We start from the raw sequence: 19028 nt of genomic DNA, 5'->3' as shown, positions 1-19028 counted from the left end.
AGGTGGAATGTCGCGAATGAGGGGTTGCGCGGGGTTGCCGTGACGATCAAAGTTGATCCTCGTGGGCAAAAGGCGGAGAAACCCGGGGACGCACCAGCAGCCGGATGGCACGCTCCCAGACATGAGGGGATTCCGTAGGAGGCAGCCCGAAGGGCATGCGGAGGTCGAGCCGGTGCCGAACGCCCGGCGCTACGAGGCGCTCGGCCGTGTGATGGCGGCGCTGTCCAGCGAGGCGGAGGTGCGCGACGCCTGCCGCGATCTCATGTGGTGGCGGGCGGCGGACGAGAGCTGGCACGTGGAGTGGGGCGACGGCCCCTACGCCTCGGAGGTGGCGGACCTGGTCATCGAGCGGGTCCGCGAGCCGGGGGTCGAGGGCAGCCTGGCCGGTCCGTCCGGCCTGGTCACGCCCACGACGGCGAACCTCGACGTCATGGGCGTCGGCTTCCTGCTGCGCGCGGTCGACCCCCTCGGGCTGGAGCGCCTGCGCACGACTCCCGGCCTGTGGCGGATGTCCGCCTCGATCGAGGGCGGCGGGGAGCCGGGGGGCCGGAGCGGCTCCCGGCGGCACTGGGAGGAACTGCTCGGCGGCTGACGCCCGTGCCGCATGGCCGCCCGTCGGCGCCCGTCGGTCAGAGCACGGTCTGGGCCAGCCGTGCCCGGTGCGCCTGCGGCGGCCCGAAGAGCTGGGCGTCGGAGGTCGCGCGCTTGAAGTAGCGGTGGGCGTCGTGCTCCCAGGTGACGCCGATGCCGCCGTGGATCTGGATGCTCTCCCCGGCCGCCGCCAGGTACGCCTCCGTGCAGTACGACCCCGCGATCGCCGCGTAGACCGGCGACTCGTCGGCGGGAGCCGCACAGGCCTGGTAGGCGGCCGACCTGGCCGACTCCACCTGGAGCAGCATGTCAGCCAGCTTGTGCTTGATCGCCTGGAACGAGCCGATCGGACGCCCGAACTGGTGCCGCTGCTTGGCGTAGTCCACGGCCGACTCCAGGCAGCGCGCCGCCCCGCCGACCTGCTCGGCGGCCAGGGCGGCGACGCCGAGGTCGCGGACCCGGTCGCACGGCCCGGCGTCCCCGATCCGGCGGGCCGGAACGCCGTCGAAGGTCAGCTCGACCAGCGGGCGAGTCTCGTCCATCGTGACCTGCGGCCTGCGAGCGGAGGGGACCGCCTCGACCAGGGCGTCGCCGACGTAGGCGAGGACCACGTCCCCCTCCAGCGTGTACGGCGCGACGCCGCTCAGGCGTCCCCCTTCCAGGGTGAGCTCGGCGTCGCCGGGGAAGATGACGGTGGCCGTCACGGTCCCGTCGGCGATGCCGGGGAGCAGCCGCTCCTTGGCCTCGTCGTCTCCCGACTCGTTGATCGCGGATACGGCGAGCACGGCGGTGGGAAGGTAGGGAAGCGGGGACAGGGCCCGGCCGATCTCCTCGCAGACGACCGCCACTTCGGCGAGACCGCAGCCGGCGCCGCCGTACTCCTCGGGGACGGCGAGCCCGGCGACCCCGAGCTCTCCGGCGAACCGGTGCCATGCGGCCTGGTCCGCCGCGCCGGGGTGGGCGTCGAGGAAGGATCGTACGGCGGCGCGCAGCTCGCGCAGTTCATCAGTTGAGGTCACGCCCGGCAGCATAACAAGCGGTTGCTTGTTATCCCTGACCTGGGGAGTATTTTGTCCTGTTTTGGGGTGGATATATACTCGCTATTGCCACTTTCGTATGATTTCGGGGGATCGAGTGGCTGTGGCCTTGGACAAGTTCCGGCGTCGAATGTCGGGCGGACTGCCCGGCGACTTCGCCGACCTGGAACGGTGGGAACGCCGTATCCAGCGTGACATGCTGCTCGGACTCGCCTTGGGCGTGGTCGTCGGAGCGCTCGCCGCGCTGGGTGGCGGGCGTGCTCCCGCGCAGGTGTTCGCGGCCGCTGACCCCTATCTCTACCTGGCCGTGGTGATCCTGGCCGGGCGCCTGTCGCTCGGGTTCGGCTGGGCGCTGGTCAACTGCGCGCTCACCGCGTTCGGCCTGATGATCTCCCGGATCCTGGGCGCGGCGATCTTCGGGGGACAGTCCCCGCTGGACGGGGTGGCCGCCGACTCGCTCAACCGCCTGCTGTTCCTCATGGTGCTGAGCGGCGTGCTGGCCTCGCTCACCCGACTGCGCGGCGTGTGGGGTGACGCCGCCGCGGGCGGGCTCGCCGTCTTCTTCATCATCGACGTCGTGGACAGCTACCTGGACCGGATCAACGGCACGGTGCCCCCGACCTGGGAGTGGGCCACCACCGCGGCGGTCGCCCTCGGCCTGATCTGCGCCCTGTGTCTGAGGCCCAGCCTGTCGTGCCGGCTGCACGCCTCCGGGATCGCGCTCGCGCTCGCCGTGGTCTACACACTGGCCGTCGCCATATAAGAACGGGCGGTCCGCGGCCAGGAGTCGATAGCCTTAGCACATCGTCTCTCATGAGATCACCCATCGCGACCGAGGAGTAGCCGTGCTGCTGCGTATGTCGACCCTGTTCCTGCGCACCCTGCGTGAGGATCCGGCGGACGCGGAAGTGCCGAGCCACAAGCTGCTCGTCCGCGCCGGCTACATCCGCCGGGTCGCCCCGGGCATCTACTCCTGGCTGCCGCTCGGCAAGATCGTCCTGGAGAACGTCGCACGCGTGGTGCGTGAGGAGATGGACCGGATGGGCGCCCAGGAGGTGCTCTTCCCCGCGCTGCTGCCCCGCGACTTCTACGAGCCGACCGGCCGCTGGACCGAGTACGGCGACACGCTCTTCCGGCTGAAGGACCGCAAGGGCTCCGACTACCTCCTCGGGCCCACCCACGAGGAGATGTTCACCGACATGGTCAAGGGGGAGTACTCCTCCTATAAGGACTATCCGGTCACCCTCTACCAGATCCAGACGAAGTACCGCGACGAGGCCCGTCCGAGGGCGGGCATCCTGCGCGGCCGCGAGTTCGTCATGAAGGACTCCTACTCCTTCGACCTCGACGACGACGGTCTCAAGCACTCCTACGAGCAGCACCGCGACGCCTACATCCGCATCTTCGACCGGCTCGGCATCGACTACCGGATCTGCTTCGCCATGTCCGGAGCGATGGGCGGCTCGGCGTCGGAGGAGTTCCTCGCGCCCTGCCCCACCGGAGAGGACACCTTCGTCGCCTGCCACAACTGCGGATACGCGGCGAACGCCGAGGCGGTCACCACGTCCGCGCCGCCCGCGGTGACGGTGGAGCATCCCGCCCTCGAAATCCTGGACACGCCGAACACGCCGACCATCGAGTCGCTGGTCGACCACGTCAACGAGCACTTCGGTCTCGGGATCACCGCGGCCGACACCCTCAAGAACATCGTCGTGAAGGTGCGCACGCCCGGATCGGACAAGGTCGAGACCCTCGTCGTCGGCGTACCCGGAGACCGCGAGGTCGACTTCAAGCGGCTCGAGGCCGCGGTCGCCCCCGGCATCCCGGAGATCTTCGAAGGCGAGGACTTCGCCCGCCACCCCGGACTCGTCCGCGGCTACATCGGCCCGCAGGTCCTCGCGTCCCTGGGCATCACCTACCTCGTCGACCCCCGAGTGGTCACCGGCTCCGCGTGGGTCACCGGCGCGAACGAGCCCGGCAAGCACGCCGCCCACGTCGTCGCCGGCCGCGACTTCCAGCCCGACGGAACCATCGAGGCCGCGGAGATCCGGGCCGGCGACCTCTGCCCGCGCTGCGCCCACCCGCTGTCCATCGACCGCGGCATCGAGATCGGCCACATCTTCCAGCTCGGCCGCAAGTACGCCGACGCCGCCGGGCTCGACGCCCTCGGCCCCGACGGCAAGCCGATCCGCGTCACCATGGGGTCCTACGGCGTGGGCGTCTCGCGCGCGGTGGCCGTGGTGGCCGAGCAGCGGCACGACGCGCTCGGCCTCGTGTGGCCGCGCGAGATCGCGCCCGCCGACGTGCACATCGTGGGCACCGGCAAGGAGAACCAGATCGAGGTGGCGACCCAGCTCGCCGAGGAGCTCGAGTCACGCGGCCTGCGCGTCCTGGTGGACGACCGCCCCGGCGTCTCGCCGGGCGTGAAGTTCAAGGACTCCGAGCTGCTCGGCCTGCCCACCGTGCTGATCATCGGCCGGGGCCTCGCGCAGGGCGTGGTCGAGCTGCGCGACCGCGCGACCGGGACCAAGGAGGAGATCCCGCTCGCCGAGGCCATGGACCGCGTCCTCGCGGCCTGCCGGGCCTGACACGGCACAGGCCCGCCGGGCCCGACACCTTCGTCGGGCCCGCTGGGCCTGACGCCTTCATCGGGCCCGGCTCGCCGGGCCCGACGGGACAACCCCCCTGCCCCGCGGACCCGCCAACTGGGAGACCCGGAGTGACCGGTATGCCCTACTGGGAATCCGCAGGGACCGGCATGCCCTACGGGGAGACCGCAGGGACCGGTGTGGGTTCGATCTTCACCAGGGGAGAGCCCGAGGTCCTCTCCGCCGGCATCCCCGGAAACGCGCCGACCGCGGGGTGCCAGCCGTACGCGCGGGTCGCGCCCTCCTGCATCGCCTGGGCGGCGAGCCGCCGCAGTGACGCGTCCTCGTCGGCGGCCAGCTCCAGATAGGCGGTGACGACCCGCTCCTCGACGAGCGTGGCGAGCCGCACGGCGTCCGACTGGTCCTTCACCTCGAAAGGAAGGGGATAGGTCGGGGCCGGCTCGGGCGGTGTGCCGCCCCGCTGCACGATCAGCGCGCGCAGCCGATCCCTCCGTGCTCTGTGGGCGTCGAATCCGGCAGTGGCCCTGGTACGCAGCGCGCCCTTGGTCCTCGCCCCGACCACTCCGTAGGCGTACACGGCGGCGTGCTCGGCGGAGAGCACCTTTCCGAGCGGGTCGTTCATCGCAGCCTCCCGAGGGCGATGACGTGCACGGCCTCGCACGCGCCGACGCTGGCAAGGAGCTGGGACAGGACAGGGGACGCCCCCGCCATCTGTCCGGGCCTGGCTGCCGCGGCCCGGCGTTCCGCGCCGCGCAGATCGGCCAGCGAGACGTCGGACGAGGGCGACGCGGACGGCGCGGCCGTGGCGGTCGTGGACGCGGAGGGCCCGGCCGTCGAAGGCGTGGACGGTGCGGGCGCGGACGATTCCGCTCCCTCGGGAAGCATGCGGCGCATGGCCGCCAGGTGGGCCAGGTGGCGCTGCTCGAACGGCTGAAGCGCGGCGGCCAGGTCGGTCAGGGAGAGCGCGGCCCGCCGGTAGAGGGCGACCGTCTTCTCCTTGTCCGCGATCAGCGACCTGAGCAGCACCGTCTCGGGATCGGGAGGCCCCGACGGGCGGGGTTTCGCGGCGGGGGTAGGCGAGCAGCCCGAGACGAGCATGCTGGCCGCGGCGGCGCCCAGCAGGGAGCGTCTCGTCAGCGTCGATCCTCCGTCCACGACACAGCATCGTAAGGGGGAAGGTGCGGTACTCGCCGCCAGGCGTGGCGCTCTTTCCGCCCCGTGGTGTCGATAGGCTGTTGGCACATTCGGCGAGGTACGCCAATTGAATCGGGAGGTCGGCATGGGCGACGATGCTCGACGCGGCCGCCTTTTGGAGCTGCTCGGCCCGGTGATCGCCGCCGAGGGGCTCGATCTGGAGGACGTGACGATCACTCCGGCGGGCAAGCGACGGCTGGTCCGTGTGGTGGTGGATCGCGACGGCGGCGTGAGCCTCGATGACGTGGCCGAGGTCAGCCAGTCCGTCTCCAAGGAGCTTGACCAGACCGACGTGCTGGGCGGAAGTCCGTACGTTCTGGAGGTCACCTCGCCGGGAGTCGACCGGCCTCTCACGGAGCCGCGCCACTGGCGGCGCGCCCGTGGCCGGCTGGTCAAGGCCGACCTGCGGGACGGCACTTCCGTCGAGGGACGGGTGACCGGTGTCGACGAGTCCGGCGTGGAACTGGACGGCGCGCACCGCATCGATCTTGCGGACCTGGCCCGTGGCCGGGTCCAGGTGGAGTTCAGCCGGGCGGACGACGGCCACGGCGATGACCTCGATGGCGACATCGAGGACGAGGGCTAAGGGGGAGCCTTGTGGACATTGACATGAGCGTCCTGCGCAGCCTGGAGCGGGAGAAGGACATCTCCTTCGACCTTGTCGTGAAGGCGATCGAGGACGCGCTTCTGATCGCCTATTTCCGCACAGAGGGCGCGGCGCAGAAGGCCAGGGCCGAGTTGGACCGGACCTCCGGCCACGTCAGCATCTGGGCGGCCGAGCTCGGCGAGGGCGGTGAGGTGATCAGGGAGTACGACGACACCCCCGGCAACTTCAGCCGCATCGCCGCGACCACCGCCAAGCAGGTGATCCTGCAGCAGCTGCGCGACGCCGAGGACGAGATCAACTTCGGCGAGTTCGCGAGCCGTGAGGGCGAGCTCGTCGCCGGCATCATCCAGCAGGGCAAGGACCCGCGGGTCGTCCTGGTCGACCTGGGGAAGATCGAGGCGATCCTCCCGCACAACGAGCAGGTCCCCGGCGAGGAATACAGCCACGGCGAGCGGATCCGCTGCTATGTGGTGCAGGTGAAGAAGGGGCCGAAGGGCCCGTCCGTGACCCTGTCCCGGACCCACCCCAACCTGGTGAAGAAGCTCTTCGCGCTGGAGGTGCCCGAGATCGCCGACGGCACCGTGGAGATCGCCGCCATCGCGAGGGAGGCAGGCCACCGCACGAAGATCGCCGTGCGCTCCCGCAAGGGCGGGGTCAACGCCAAGGGCGCCTGCATCGGCCCGATGGGCTCGCGGGTGCGTAACGTGATGACCGAGCTGCACGGCGAGAAGATCGACATCATCGACTGGTCGGAGGACCCGGCGGAGTTCGTGGGGAATGCCCTGTCGCCCGCCCGCGTTTCCCGAGTCGAGGTCGTCGATCCGGAGGCCCGCGTCGCCAGGGTGATCGTGCCGGACTACCAGCTCTCGCTGGCGATCGGCAAGGAGGGCCAGAACGCCCGCCTCGCCAACCGGCTCACGGGATGGCGCATCGACATCCGGCCGGACACCCAGGAGGCTCCGGCCGATCCCGCAGATGCGTCGGCAAGGTAAGCTGGAATATGGTGGCCGGGCGGCCCCGCTGAGAACATGTGTGGGCTGCCGGGTTCGCACGGTCAAGTCCGAGCTGCTCCGCCTGGTCGTGGTCGAGGACGTCATCGTCCCCGACCTGCGAGGACGGCTTCCTGGGCGGGGTGCTTCACTGCATCCCGCGCTGGGCTGTCTGGAGCTCGCGATGCGTCGCCGGGCGTTCTCCCGTGCTTTCCGCACCGGGAGGACGCTCGATGTGGTGCGTCTGCGTGACTTCCTCGCGGGGCTTGACGCCCGGCGTTGACCGGGTGAATGGTTACCAATTGCTGATCTCAGAGTCGGCATGAGGTCGGAAGAAACTGTCATGTAAGGGACGCCGAGTTGATGGGCGGAGTCAGATTGCTATGAGCGCCTGATGAGCACGCGGCGATGAGTACGTCTAGGTAGCGACGGTCCGGCGGCACTGCCAGCCTCCCGGGCCGAGTTAGGGAGTGCAGTGGCGAAGGTCCGGGTTTACGAGCTCGCCAAGGAGTTCGGAGTAGAGAGCAAGGTCGTGATGGCCAAGCTCACCGAGATGGGCGAGTTCGTGCGATCGGCGTCTTCAACAATAGAGGCGCCGGTTGTCCGCAAACTTACGGAGGCGTTCGGTAAGGGCGACTCCTCCAGGGGTGGCGGCAAGCCGTCTCCCCGTCCGGCGCAGCCGAGGCCTGCGCCCAGGCCGGCCGAAGGCCAGGCCAGTGGCGCGGCGGCGCCTGTTTCCCAGTCTCCGGACGCCGGCGTCAGGCCGGTCCCCAAGCCGGGCCCGAGGCCCGCGCCCCGTCCGGTTCCGATGCCTCACCCGACGCAGCCCGCGCCTGAGGCGGCGCGTCCTCAGGCTCCGCGTCCGGAAGTCCCGCGTCCCGAGACCCCGCGTCCGGCCGCGTCCGGTCCTCGTCCGGGTGGCGGTGCGCCGAAGCCCGGTCCGCGTCCGGCGCCCGCGCCGCGTCCCGCGGCCGCTCCGGGTGGCCCCGCGGCTCCCGGTGCGCCCTCGGGTCAGGGTGCGCGTCCCGCCGCTCCGGCGGGCCAGGGGCCGCGTCCCGGTGCGCCGAAGCCGGGCCCGCGTGGCCCGCGTCCGGGTAACAACCCGTTCTCGTCGACCGCGAGCGGCATGGGACAGCGGCCTCCGCGTCCCGGCGCCCGTGACGGCGGCGAGCGTCCCGACCGTGGTGACCGCGGTGACCGTGGTCCCCGCGAGCCGCGTCGCGACGGCGCTCGTGACGGCGCCATGCCGCGTCCGCCCGGCGCCCGCACCGGTGCTCCCGGTGCCGGTGGCCCGCGTCCGGGTCCCGGAGCGGGTGGTCCGCGTCCCGGTCCCGGTGCCGGTGGGCCCCGTCCGGGTCCCGGTGCCGGTGGTCCGCGTCCCGGTGGTCCGCGTCCGAACCCGATGATGATGCCGCAGGGCCGCCCGGCTGGTCCCGGTGGCGGCGGTGCCGGTCGTCCCGGCGGTGGCGCCGGTCGTCCCGGTGGCGGCGGTGGCCGTCCCGGTGGCGGCGGTGCCGGTCGTCCCGGTGGGGGTGGCGGCTTCGGCGGCGCCCGTACGGGCACCGGTGGCGGTGGCCGTCCCGGTGGCGCCGGTGGCGGTCCGGGTGGCGGCGGCGGTTTCGCCGGTCGTCCCGGTGGCGGCGGTGGCCGCGGCCGTGGCGGCGGCACGGCCGGCGCGTTCGGTCGTCCCGGTGGCCGTCCGACCCGTGGTCGCAAGTCGAAGCGTCAGAGGCGTCAGGAGTTCGACAACATGTCGGCTCCGACGATCGGAGGCGTCCAGGCTCCTCGCGGTGGCGGGCAGACCATCCGCCTGCCGCGCGGCGCGTCCCTGTCGGACTTCGCCGACCGGATCGGTGCGAACCCCGCGTCGCTGGTGCAGATCATGCTGCACCTCGGCGAGATGGTGACCGCGACCCAGTCGGTCAACGAGGAGACGCTGCAGCTGCTCGGCGCCGAGCTGGACTACATCATCCAGGTCGTCAGCCCCGAGGAGGAGGACCGCGAGCTTCTCGAGTCCTTCAAGATCGAGTTCGGTGAGGACGAGGGCGACGAGGCTGACCTCGCGCCGCGGCCGCCGGTCGTGACCGTCATGGGTCACGTCGACCACGGTAAGACGAAGCTGCTCGACGCGATCCGGCACACCAACGTGGTCGCGCGCGAGGCGGGTGGCATCACCCAGCACATCGGCGCCTACCAGGTGGCCACCGAGCACGAGGGTGAAGAGCGCAAGATCACCTTCATCGACACCCCCGGTCACGAGGCGTTCACCGCCATGCGTGCCCGTGGTGCCCAGGCCACCGACATCGCGGTGCTGGTCGTCGCCGCAGACGACGGCGTCAAGCCGCAGACGATCGAGGCGCTGAACCACGCGCAGGCGGCGGACGTGCCGATCGTGGTCGCCGTCAACAAGATCGACAAGGAGGGTGCGGACCCGACCAAGGTCCGGGCCCAGCTGACCGAGTACGGCCTGGTGGCCGAGGAGTTCGGCGGATCCACGATGTTCGTGGACATCTCCGCCAAGCAGGGCCTCGGCATCGACAACCTGCTCGAGGCGATCCTGCTGACCGCGGACGCCGAGCTCGACCTTCGGGCGAACCCCGACATGGACGCCCAGGGTCTGGCGATCGAGGCGCACCTCGACAAGGGCCGTGGTCCGGTGGCGACCGTGCTGGTGCAGCGCGGCACGCTCCGGGTGGGCGACTCCATCGTCTGTGGCGAGGCGTTCGGCCGCGTCCGGGCGATGCTGGACGACAACGGCGAGACGGTCGAAGAGGCCGACCCGTCGCGTCCGGTCCTGGTGCTGGGTCTGACCGCCGTCCCGCGCGCGGGCGACAACTTCATCGTCGTCTCCGACGACCGGATGGCGCGGCAGATCGCCCAGCAGCGGGCGGCCCGCCAGCGCATCGCCGACATGGCGAAGTCCGGCCGCCGGCGCACGCTCGAGGAACTGTTCAAGGACCTCGAGAAGGGCCAGGTCGACGAGCTCAAGCTCATCATCAAGGGTGACGTCTCCGGTTCGGTGGAAGCCCTGGAGGACGCGCTGCTCAAGATCGACGTGGGCGACGAGGTCAACCTCCGGGTTCTGCACCGCGCCGTCGGTGCGATCACCGAGTACGACGTCAACCTGGCGATCGCCGACGACAACGCCGTCATCATCGGCTTCAACGTGCGTCCGGAGGTCCGGGCACGCGATCTGGCCGAGCGCGAGGGCGTCGACATCCGGTACTACTCGGTCATCTACCAGGCGATCGAGGAGATCGAGGCTGCCCTCAAGGGCATGCTGAAGCCGGAGTTCGAGGAGGTCAGGACCGGTACCGCCGAGGTCCGCGAGGTCTTCAAGGTTCCGAAGATCGGCAACATCGCCGGTGCTCTGGTCCGCTCGGGCACGATCACCCGCAACAGCAAGGCACGGCTCATCCGCGACGGTGTCGTGGTGGCCGACAACCTCACCGTCTCGTCGCTGCGCCGCTTCAAGGACGACGCGACCGAGGTCCGCGAGGGCTTCGAGTGCGGTATCGGTGTCGGTTACAGCGACATCAAGATCGACGACGTCGTCGAGACGTTCGAGATGCAGGAGAAGCCGCGCGTGTGACGCGTTCCGCCGCCGCCCTCGCCCTGTGCGGGGGCGGCGGCGCGACCGTCTGGTTCGCGGTGAAATATCGATGTATATCGGTGCACTAACTCTGGACATCCTGCTCGGCGACGTGCATTCGCTGAAGCAGAAGCGCTCCCTGGTCCGCCCCCTCGTCGCCGAGGTGCAACGGCGGTTTCCCGGGGTTGCCGTGGCCGAGACCGGCCATCTCGACCTGCATCGTCGTGCCGAGATCGGCGTGGCCGTGGTGTCGGCGTCGGCGGCCAACTGCGGCGAGGTGCTCGACGCCTGCGAGCGGCTCGTCGCCTTCCGCCCGGAGATCGAGCTGCTGTCCGCGCGACAGCGGCTTTTCAACGACGACGAAGAATAGACGGCCGCGCCCGAGCGCCGGCCGTACATGAACCGAGAAGGGGGGAGCGCGACCATGGACGCAGCGCGCGCCAGGAAGCTGGCCGACCGCATTCAGCAGGTGGTCGCCGAAATGCTGGAGCGACGGATCAAGGATCCGCGTCTCGGCTTCGTGACGGTGACCGACGCCCGGATCACCGCCGATCTCGGCGACGCGACGGTCTACTACACCGTCTTCGGTTCGGAGGTCGAGCGAGCCGGTACGGCCGCGGCGCTGGAGAGCGCCAAGGGGATCATCCGTTCCGAGGTGGGCCGGCAGACCGGTCTGCGGCACACTCCCTCGCTGACGTTCGTGCACGACCCGCTGCCGGACAGCGCCCGCCACATGGACGACCTGTTCGCCGTGGCCAGGGCCAAGGACGCGGAGATCGCGAAGAAGGCCGAGGGCGCGGTGCACGCCGGGGACGCCGACCCGTACCGCTTCGAGGAGACCTACGACGGCGAGGTGGCCGGCGACGAGGGCGACGACGACTCCGGGCGCCCCGGCCGCCAGGCGATCTGACCCGGGATGTGACGCGGAACGTGACGCAGGACGTGGGCGAGCGAGGCACGGGGCCGTCCGCCCCGCAGGGCCCCTCCGAGGAGGACTGGACGCGCGCGGTCGAGCTGATCGCCGCGGCCGACCGGGTCGCGCTGGCCTGTCACGTGTCGCCGGACGGCGACGCTCTCGGATCCATGCTCGGGTTCGGCCTCGCCCTCAGGAGGGCGGGGAAGGCGGTGGTCGCCTCCTTCGGTGACCGCCGCTTCGCCGTACCCCGGCTGCTGCGCTTCCTGCCCGGCCAGGACCTGCTCGTGGAGCCTGCGGAATATCCCGCCGACCCGGGCGTGATGATGACGTTCGACGCGTCCACCATGGAGCGGCTGGGTCTGCTCGCCCCCCACGCCGGTCGAGCCGGCGAACTGATCGTGGTGGACCATCACGCGTCGAACACCGGGTTCGGGTCGCTGTGTCTGGTGGACCCCACCGCCGCCGCCACGTCCGTGCTTGCGGACGAGCTCATCCGGCGGCTGGGGCTCGCCGTGGACCGCGACGTCGCGACATGCCTCTACACCGCCCTGGTGACCGACACGGGCTCGTTCAAGTACTCCACCACCCCCGAGGTCCACGAGCTGGCCGCGAGGCTGATCGGGGCCGGGCTGCGACCCGACGAGATCGCGCGGGAGCTGTGGGACGGCTCGCCGTTCGCCTACCTCACCGTGCTCGGCGTCGCTATCGGCAGGGTCACACTCGAACCCGCCGCCGCGGCCGGTCACGGCCTGGTCTGGACCTACGTCTCGCGGGCGGACCGCGCCGCGGCCGCTCTGCCGTACGACGAGGTGGAGGGCATGATCGACGTCATCCGCCGAGTCGACGAGGCGGACGTCGCCGTGGTGCTCAAGGAGGACGACGTGGGCGCCTGGAACGTGTCCACGCGGTCCAAGGGGGCCGTGGACGTGGCGCGGGCCTGTTCCGCGCTCGGCGGGGGAGGCCATCCCCGTGCCGCCGGCTTCTCGTCCCGTAAGTCCCCGGCGGACATCATGGCGGCACTCCGGCCCCTGCTCTCGCCCTGAGCGCCCGGCCCCGCTCCGGGCCGATTCGACCTCTCGACCATCTTGCGGAGGATCACCTTCATGCGCACGGCCAAGGCCAGGCGAACCCCGCCCCCGAGCGGGCTCATCATCGTGGACAAGCCCGCCGAGTGGACCTCGCACGACGTGGTCGGCAAGATGCGGGGCATCGCCGGCACCCGCAAGGTGGGCCACGCGGGCACCCTCGACCCCATGGCGACCGGGGTGCTGGTGGTCGGCGTCGAGAAGGCCACCCGCCTGCTCGGCCATCTCGCACTGACCGAGAAGGTGTACGACGCCACGATCCGGCTGGGCGTGAGCACCAACACCGACGACGCCGAGGGCGAGACCGTCGCCGCGACGCCCGCGGGGCACATTCCCGACGAGGACGTCCGCAAGGGCATCGCGGCGCTCACGGGGGAGATCACGCAGGTCCCTCCCCAGGTGAGCGCGATCAAGGTGAACGGCGAACGCGCCTACAAGCTGGCTCGCGCGGGCGAGGAGGTGGAGCTGGCCGCCCGTCCCGTCACCGTGTACGGGTTCGAGGTGACCGCGATCCGCCGCGAGGGCGACGTCGTGGACATCGACGCCGTCATCACCTGCTCCAGCGGCACCTACATCCGGGCGCTCGCCCGGGACCTCGGGAACGGGCTCGGGGTCGGGGGGCACCTCACCCGGCTGCGCCGTACCCGCGTCGGGCCGTACACGATCGAGTCGGCGCGGACGATCGATCAGCTGGCGGAGGAATGCGCGATCCTCCCCATGGCGGACGCGGTGGCGGCGGCCTTCCCGCGCCGGGACGTGACCGAGGAGGAGGCCCGCCTGGTCGCGCACGGGGGCCGCCTGCCCGCCGAGGGGCTCGGCTCCGGGCCCATCGGAGTCTTCGCCCCCGACGGCACGCTCCTCGCGCTCGTCGAGGAGCGGGGGCGGACGGCCCGGCCACTGGCCGTCTTCGTGCCGTGAGAAGTGGATCTGCGGGGGCTGGTTCCCGGGCAGGTGTCCGGGCATGGCAGTCTTGTCTACTGCCGGATGGCGCGTAAAGGAATCGAGGTCGAGGTGCAGGGCTGGCACGGACTGGACGACGTGCCCGAGAACTGGGGCAGGTCCGTCGTCACGATCGGTGTGTTCGACGGTGTGCATCGCGGTCACCAGCAGATGGTGGCCCGTGCGGTGGACATGGCCGCGAATCTCGGACTTCCCTCCGTCGCCGTCACCTTCGATCCCCATCCCGACGAGGTGGTCCGCCCCGGCAGCCACCCGCCACAGCTCTCCGACGCGCGCCGCCGCACCGACCTGCTGGCGTCGCTGGGCGTCGACGCTGTGTGCGTGCTGCCGTTCACGCTGGAGTTCTCCCGCATGTCGCCGGACGAGTTCGTGCAGACCGCGCTCGTCGACCGGTTGCACGCGGCGGGGGTCGTCGTGGGGGAGAACTTCCGCTTCGGCCACAAGGCCTCCGGCGATCTCGACACCCTGCGCACGCTGGGCGAGAAGTACGACTTCGTGGTGGAAGGTGTCCCCCTGGTGAGCGACGGCGAGACGATCTCGTCCACCCAGATCCGCGAGCGGCTCGCCTCGGGCGACGTCGAGGGCGCCGCCGCTGCGCTCGGCCGTCCGCACCGGGTGGAGGGTGTGGTCGTGCGGGGCCACCAGCGGGGGAGGGCGCTCGGCTTCCCGACCGCCAACGTCGAGTCGCCGCAGCACACGGCCATCCCGGCCGACGGCGTCTACGCCGGCTACCTGCAGTGCACCCAGTCGCCGTCGCGTTACGAGGGACAACTCTGGCCCGCAGCGATCTCGATCGGCACCAATCCCACCTTCGAGAACGTCACCCGGACCGTCGAGGCGTACGCGCTGGACCGGGATGATCTCGACCTGTACGGCTTGCACGTGGCCGTCGACTTCACGGCGCGGCTCCGCGACAACCTCAAGTTCGAGTCGATCGACGCGCTCATCGAGCAGATGCACGCCGACGTGGACGAGGCGCGGCGCCTGACCAGCGGCTGACCAGGGAGTGATCGGCATTCGGCCAGTCCTGGTTGCCGGGATGCGATGGTAGCCTTGCATGTCGGCCATCCATACGGGCATACCCGCCGCATGGCCGGACTGTCACGGCGACTGTAGGCACGCACGGTCGTTCGCGGGCTGGAACCATCGTCACGCGTGCCTCCCAGAGAAGGAGATGCAGTGTCGCTCGACACCGCCACCACGAAGGCCATCGTCGCCGAGTACGGCACCACCGAGGGTGACACCGGGTCCCCCGAGGTTCAGATCGCTCTGCTCAGCAAGCGCATCAGCGACCTGACGGAGCACCTGAAGACCCACAAGCACGACCACCACAGCCGTCGCGGGCTGCTCCTGCTGGTCGGCCGTCGCCGCCGGCTCCTGAAGTACCTTCAGGCCAAGGACATCACCCGCTACCGCTCGCTGATCGAGCGGCTCGGCCTTCGTCGATAGGGTGGAAAGGAGCGGCGATCCAACGCCGCTCCTTTCACATATCAGGTCAAAATAGGCCTACGGTTCGGCGAGTCGCCATGAGAGCGGCTGCGACACCGCGCAAACTTAATAGCCGAAAGGGAGGAGGGAGCCGAGCAGGCTCCTTCGACCCGACAGACAGTGCCCCGCGTCCGCAAGCAAACAACACGCGCGATCCGCGGCGTGAGAGGGCCGGTCCTCGGTAGTGGCCCCCGGTCATGCGGCGCAAGCCGCGGAGGGAACCGGGCGCTTCGATCGAAGACCGGCGCTGCACCTGACGGGGAGCCGGCAAAGGAAGGGGAAAGCCGGTCAGGCTGCCTCGACCGCAGCACACGGACGTGGGGAGACCGACCCGAGAAGGAGGTCCCCCGTGGAGGGTGTCCACAGCACGGAAGCCGTTATCGACAACGGCTCGTTCGGCACGCGTACGATCCGGTTCGAGACCGGCAGGCTCGCGCGCCAGGCGGCCGGAAGCGCCGTCGTCTACCTCGACGAGGAGACGATGGTCCTTTCCGCCACCACCGCGTCCAAGCATCCCAAGGAGAACTTGGACTTCTTCCCGCTCACCGTCGATGTCGAGGAGCGGATGTACGCCGCGGGCCGGATCCCCGGCTCGTTCTTCCGTCGCGAGGGCCGGCCGTCCGAGGACGCGATCCTCACCTGCCGCCTGATCGACCGCCCGCTGCGCCCGTCGTTCGTCAAGGGCCTGCGCAACGAGATCCAGGTCGTGGCGACCGTCATGTCGCTGCACCCTGAGCACCTGTACGACGTGGTCGCCATCAACGCGGCGAGCTTGTCGACCCAGCTCGCCGGGCTGCCGTTCTCCGGCCCGATCGGCGGCGTCCGCGTCGCGCTGATCAACGGCCAGTGGGTGGCGTTCCCGACGCACGCCGAACTGGAGGGCGCCACCTTCGACATGGTGGTCGCCGGCCGGGTCCTGCAGGACGGTGACGTCGCGATCATGATGGTCGAGGCCGAGTCCACCCGTGACACGCTCAAGCTGGTCGCCGAGGGCGCCGTCGCGCCCAACGAGGAGACCGTGGCCCAGGGCCTCGAGGCGGCCAAGCCGTTCATCAAGGTCCTGTGCGAGGCGCAGTCGAGGCTCGCGAAGGTCGCCGCCAAGGAGACCGCCGAGTACCCGATCTTCCTCGACTACCAGGACGACGTCCTGGAGGCGGTCACTGGCGCGGTGCGCAGCGAGCTCGCCGCCGCCCTGACCATCGCCGGCAAGCAGGAGCGCGAGACCGAGATCGACCGCGTCAAGGCGCTCGCGGCCGAGAAGCTGCTCGCGGACTTCGAGGGGCGTGAGAAGGAGGTCGGCGCCGCGTTCCGGTCGCTGACCAAGAAGCTCATGCGCGAGCGGGTCATCAGCGAGGGCGTCCGCATCGACGGACGTGGCACCAAGGACATCCGGCAGCTCAACGCCGAGGTCCACGTCGTGCCGCGCGTCCACGGTTCGGCCCTGTTCGAGCGCGGCGAGACCCAGATCCTGGGCATCACCACGCTCAACATGCTGCGCATGGAGCAGATGATCGACACGCTCAACCCCGAGCGGACCAAGCGGTACATGCACAACTACAACTTCCCGCCATACTCCACCGGTGAGACGGGCCGCGTCGGCTCGCCGAAGCGGCGCGAGATCGGGCACGGCGCGCTCGCCGAGCGGGCGCTGATCCCCGTGCTGCCGAGCCGCGAGGAGTTCCCGTACGCGATCCGCCAGGTGTCGGAGGCCCTCGGGTCCAACGGCTCGACCTCGATGGGCTCGGTCTGCGCCTCGACCATGGCCCTCCTCGACGCGGGTGTCCCGCTCAAGGAGATGGTCGCGGGCATCGCCATGGGCCTCATCGGCGAGGGCGACCAGTACGTGACGCTGACGGACATCCTCGGAGCCGAGGACGCCATGGGCGACATGGACTTCAAGGTCGCCGGCACCAAGGACGTCATCACCGCTCTGCAGCTCGACACCAAGCTCGACGGCATCCCGGCGTCGGTCCTGGCCGCGGCGCTCAAGCAGGCCAAGGCCGCCCGCCTGGCGATCCTCGACGTGATGCAGGAGGCCATCGACTCCCCGGCGGAGATGAACCCGACGGCGCCGCGCATCATCACGATCAAGGTCCCGGTCGACAAGATCGGCGAGGTCATCGGCCCCAAGGGCAAGATGATCAACCAGATCCAGGACGACACCGGCGCCGAGATCACCATCGAGGACGACGGCACGATCTACATCGGCGCGACCGACGGCCCGTCCGCGGAGGCGGCCAGGTCCCTGATCAACGGCATCGCGAACCCGCACATGCCCGAGGTCGGCGAGCGCTACCTGGGCACCGTCGTGAAGATCGCCGCCTTCGGCGCGTTCATCTCGCTGCTGCCCGGCAAGGACGGCCTGCTGCACGTCTCCCAGATCCGCAAGCTGCACGGCGGCAAGCGGATCGAGAACGTCGAGGACGTCATGAACGTCGGCGAGAAGATCCAGGTGGAGATCGCCGAGATCGACTCCCGCGGCAAGCTGTCGCTCGTGCCCGTCGAGGTCGTCGAGAAGGAGGCCGCGGAGAAGGCCGCCGGCGGCGACGAGGCGGCGGAGCCCGCCGAGGCGCCGCAGCAGCAGGAGGAGCGCACCGAGCGGCCGCGCCGGCGTACCCGTGGCGGACGGGACGACCGCAACTCGTGACGACCACCATCCTCTATCCCGGTAAGGACGGTGCGGGGGTCATCCGCCGCACCGTCCTTCCCGGTGGTCTCCGAGTGGTGACCGAGACCATGCCGACGGTGCGCAGTGTCGCCGTCGGCATGTGGGTCGGCATCGGCTCCCGTGACGAGGCCCCCGAGCACACGGGGGCCACCCACTTCCTCGAGCATCTGCTCTTCAAGGGCACGCCCACGAGGGACGCGATGGAGATCTCGGCGTCCATCGAGGGCATCGGCGGAGAGATCAACGCTTTCACCGCCAAGGAGTACACCTGCTACTACGCGCGGGTGCTCGACGAGGACCTTCCCCTGGCGATCGACGTCCTGGCCGACGTCGTCACCTCTTCCCTCATCACCCCTGAGGACGTGGAGTCCGAGCGCGGCGTGATCCTGGAGGAGATCGCGATGCACGACGACGACCCGTCCGACGTCGTGCACGAGCAGTTCTCCGCCGAGCTGTACGGCGACACGCCGATCGGGCGGCCCATCCTGGGCAACGACGACTCGATCAACGCGCTCACCCGCGACCGCATCCACGAGTACTACCAGAGGTACTACCTTCCCCCGACGACGGTCGTCTCGGTGGCGGGCAACGTGAACCACGAGCGTGTCGTGGAACTCGTCGCCACGGCGTACCAGCGCGCGGGCGCCCTGACGGGTCCCGCGACCCCCGCTCCTCCCCGTCTCGACGGTCCCGGTGTCGAGCAGCGATCCGGTGTCCGGGTCATCGACCGGCCCACCGAGCAGGCCAACCTGGTGCTGGGCACGACCGGTGTCTCCCGCGGCGACGACCGCAGGTTCGCCCTGGGCGTGCTGAACGCGGCGCTGGGCGGCGGAATGTCGTCCCGGCTGTTCCAGGAGATCCGTGAGAAGCGCGGCCTGGCCTACAGCGCCTACAGCTACACCTCGCAGTACGCGGACACGGGCCAGTTCGGCATCTACGTCGGCTGCCTCCCCTCGAAGATCGACGATGTTCTGAAGATCTGCCGGGACGAGGTGGCGCGGGTCGTCGCCGAGGGCATCACAACCGAGGAGATCGCCCGCGGCAAGGGCCAGATGCGCGGTGGGCTCGTCCTCGGCCTCGAGGACACCGGTTCCCGCATGTCACGGATCGGCAAGAGCGAGCTCGTCTACGAGCAGCTCATGTCCGTGGACGAGGTCCTGACCCGGATCGAGGGGGTCACGCCCGACGACATCAACGCTGTCGCGCAGGACATCCTCAACCGGCCGCTGACGCTCGCCGTCATCGGTCCGTACGCCGACAAGGACTTCAGCGCGGCGATCAGCTGAGAGCAC

18 protein-coding genes are annotated in these 19028 nt (G+C 70.3%); 15 read left to right on the top strand and 3 right to left on the bottom strand.

What is annotated here, in order from left to right:
• The first annotated feature begins 121 nt into the window (after positions 1-121).
• Positions 122-592 carry a hypothetical protein gene (locus AB0I59_RS12505; protein WP_358132376.1) on the top strand — a complete coding sequence of 157 codons (471 nt, stop codon included), beginning with the start codon at positions 122-124 and terminating at the stop codon, positions 590-592.
• 37 nt (positions 593-629) lie between these two features.
• On the opposite strand, the gene AB0I59_RS12500 is transcribed toward AB0I59_RS12505, so the two are convergent.
• Complete coding sequence (locus AB0I59_RS12500; RefSeq protein WP_358132374.1) at positions 630-1610, bottom strand: acyl-CoA dehydrogenase family protein; 981 nt, start codon at positions 1608-1610, stop codon at positions 630-632.
• A 115-nt stretch (positions 1611-1725) separates the two neighbouring features.
• On the opposite strand from AB0I59_RS12500, the gene AB0I59_RS12495 reads away from it, so the two are divergent.
• Positions 1726-2391: a hypothetical protein gene (locus AB0I59_RS12495; protein ID WP_358132372.1), complete on the top strand. Its 666-nt coding sequence runs from the start codon at positions 1726-1728 to the stop codon at positions 2389-2391.
• Positions 2392-2473: 82 nt separating this feature from the next.
• A complete protein-coding gene (locus AB0I59_RS12490) occupies positions 2474-4216 on the top strand; it encodes a proline--tRNA ligase (protein ID WP_358132370.1) in 1743 nt (580 codons plus the stop codon).
• Positions 4217-4391: 175 nt separating this feature from the next.
• Here the strand turns inward: AB0I59_RS12490 and AB0I59_RS12485 are convergent, their stop codons facing one another.
• Together AB0I59_RS12485 and AB0I59_RS12480 are read right to left on the bottom strand one after the other, a co-directional pair.
• Entirely contained in the window at positions 4392-4859 is a 468-nt protein-coding gene (locus AB0I59_RS12485; RefSeq protein WP_061257665.1) for a ferritin-like domain-containing protein, read from the bottom strand.
• Complete coding sequence (locus AB0I59_RS12480; RefSeq protein WP_358132368.1) at positions 4856-5392, bottom strand: hypothetical protein; 537 nt, start codon at positions 5390-5392, stop codon at positions 4856-4858. Before AB0I59_RS12480 ends, AB0I59_RS12485 begins: the two co-directional genes overlap by 4 nt.
• 124 nt (positions 5393-5516) lie before the next feature.
• Between AB0I59_RS12480 and rimP the strand changes: the two genes are divergently transcribed.
• The 12 genes from rimP to AB0I59_RS12420 all read left to right on the top strand — a co-directional run bounded on the left by rimP (position 5517) and on the right by AB0I59_RS12420 (position 19022).
• A complete protein-coding gene (gene rimP, locus AB0I59_RS12475; RefSeq protein WP_061257663.1) occupies positions 5517-6017 on the top strand; it encodes a ribosome maturation factor RimP in 501 nt (166 codons plus the stop codon).
• 23 nt (positions 6018-6040) lie between these two features.
• Positions 6041-7030: a transcription termination factor NusA gene (gene nusA, locus AB0I59_RS12470; RefSeq protein ID WP_061257662.1), complete on the top strand. Its 990-nt coding sequence runs from the start codon at positions 6041-6043 to the stop codon at positions 7028-7030.
• 40 nt (positions 7031-7070) lie between these two features.
• Positions 7071-7310, top strand: a complete 240-nt coding sequence (locus tag AB0I59_RS12465) for a YlxR family protein (protein WP_308066753.1) — start codon at positions 7071-7073, stop codon at positions 7308-7310.
• Positions 7311-7502: 192 nt separating this feature from the next.
• Positions 7503-10619: a translation initiation factor IF-2 gene (gene infB, locus AB0I59_RS12460; protein WP_358132365.1), complete on the top strand. Its 3117-nt coding sequence runs from the start codon at positions 7503-7505 to the stop codon at positions 10617-10619.
• A gap of 70 nt (positions 10620-10689) precedes the next feature.
• Positions 10690-10989, top strand: coding sequence for a DUF503 domain-containing protein (locus AB0I59_RS12455; protein WP_061257659.1), 300 nt, complete (start codon positions 10690-10692; stop codon positions 10987-10989).
• Positions 10990-11043: 54 nt separating this feature from the next.
• On the top strand, positions 11044-11529 hold the full coding sequence (gene rbfA, locus AB0I59_RS12450) for a 30S ribosome-binding factor RbfA (RefSeq protein WP_061257658.1): 486 nt from the start codon (positions 11044-11046) through the stop codon (positions 11527-11529).
• Between the two features lie 20 nt (positions 11530-11549).
• On the top strand, positions 11550-12578 hold the full coding sequence (locus AB0I59_RS12445; protein ID WP_358132363.1) for a DHH family phosphoesterase: 1029 nt from the start codon (positions 11550-11552) through the stop codon (positions 12576-12578).
• Between the two features lie 60 nt (positions 12579-12638).
• The gene (gene truB / locus AB0I59_RS12440; protein WP_061257657.1) at positions 12639-13538 is read left to right on the top strand and encodes a tRNA pseudouridine(55) synthase TruB; all 900 of its coding nucleotides are present in this window, start codon (positions 12639-12641) and stop codon (positions 13536-13538) included.
• 93 nt (positions 13539-13631) lie between these two features.
• On the top strand, positions 13632-14579 hold the full coding sequence (locus AB0I59_RS12435; RefSeq protein WP_358132491.1) for a bifunctional riboflavin kinase/FAD synthetase: 948 nt from the start codon (positions 13632-13634) through the stop codon (positions 14577-14579).
• Between the two features lie 180 nt (positions 14580-14759).
• A complete protein-coding gene (rpsO, locus tag AB0I59_RS12430) occupies positions 14760-15029 on the top strand; it encodes a 30S ribosomal protein S15 (RefSeq protein WP_061257655.1) in 270 nt (89 codons plus the stop codon).
• 388 nt (positions 15030-15417) lie between these two features.
• Entirely contained in the window at positions 15418-17715 is a 2298-nt protein-coding gene (locus tag AB0I59_RS12425; RefSeq protein ID WP_061257654.1) for a polyribonucleotide nucleotidyltransferase, read from the top strand.
• Positions 17712-19022 (top strand): M16 family metallopeptidase, encoded by a 1311-nt coding sequence (locus AB0I59_RS12420; protein WP_061257653.1) that lies wholly within the window; start codon positions 17712-17714, stop codon positions 19020-19022. Before AB0I59_RS12425 ends, AB0I59_RS12420 begins: the two co-directional genes overlap by 4 nt.
• Positions 19023-19028 lie beyond the last annotated feature (6 nt).

It is taken from the genome of Microtetraspora glauca, assembly GCF_040656155.1.
Taxonomy (GTDB): domain Bacteria; phylum Actinomycetota; class Actinomycetes; order Streptosporangiales; family Streptosporangiaceae; genus Microtetraspora; species Microtetraspora glauca.
Note: the sequence above shows the minus strand (reverse complement) of the source record. Positions and strands in the feature narration are given on the sequence as shown.

What these genes read in the sequence shown, in the direction of transcription:
- nusA (WP_061257662.1), top strand. Translation starts at nt 6,041, where the DNA reads ATGAGCGTCCTGCGCAGCCTGGAGCGGGAGAAGGACATCTCCTTCGAC.
- rimP (WP_061257663.1), top strand. Translation starts at nt 5,517, where the DNA reads ATGGGCGACGATGCTCGACGCGGCCGCCTTTTGGAGCTGCTCGGCCCG.
- AB0I59_RS12485 (WP_061257665.1), bottom strand. Translation starts at nt 4,859, where the DNA reads ATGAACGACCCGCTCGGAAAGGTGCTCTCCGCCGAGCACGCCGCCGTG.
- AB0I59_RS12505 (WP_358132376.1), top strand. Translation starts at nt 122, where the DNA reads ATGAGGGGATTCCGTAGGAGGCAGCCCGAAGGGCATGCGGAGGTCGAG.
- rbfA (WP_061257658.1), top strand. Translation starts at nt 11,044, where the DNA reads ATGGACGCAGCGCGCGCCAGGAAGCTGGCCGACCGCATTCAGCAGGTG.
- truB (WP_061257657.1), top strand. Translation starts at nt 12,639, where the DNA reads ATGCGCACGGCCAAGGCCAGGCGAACCCCGCCCCCGAGCGGGCTCATC.
- AB0I59_RS12455 (WP_061257659.1), top strand. Translation starts at nt 10,690, where the DNA reads ATGTATATCGGTGCACTAACTCTGGACATCCTGCTCGGCGACGTGCAT.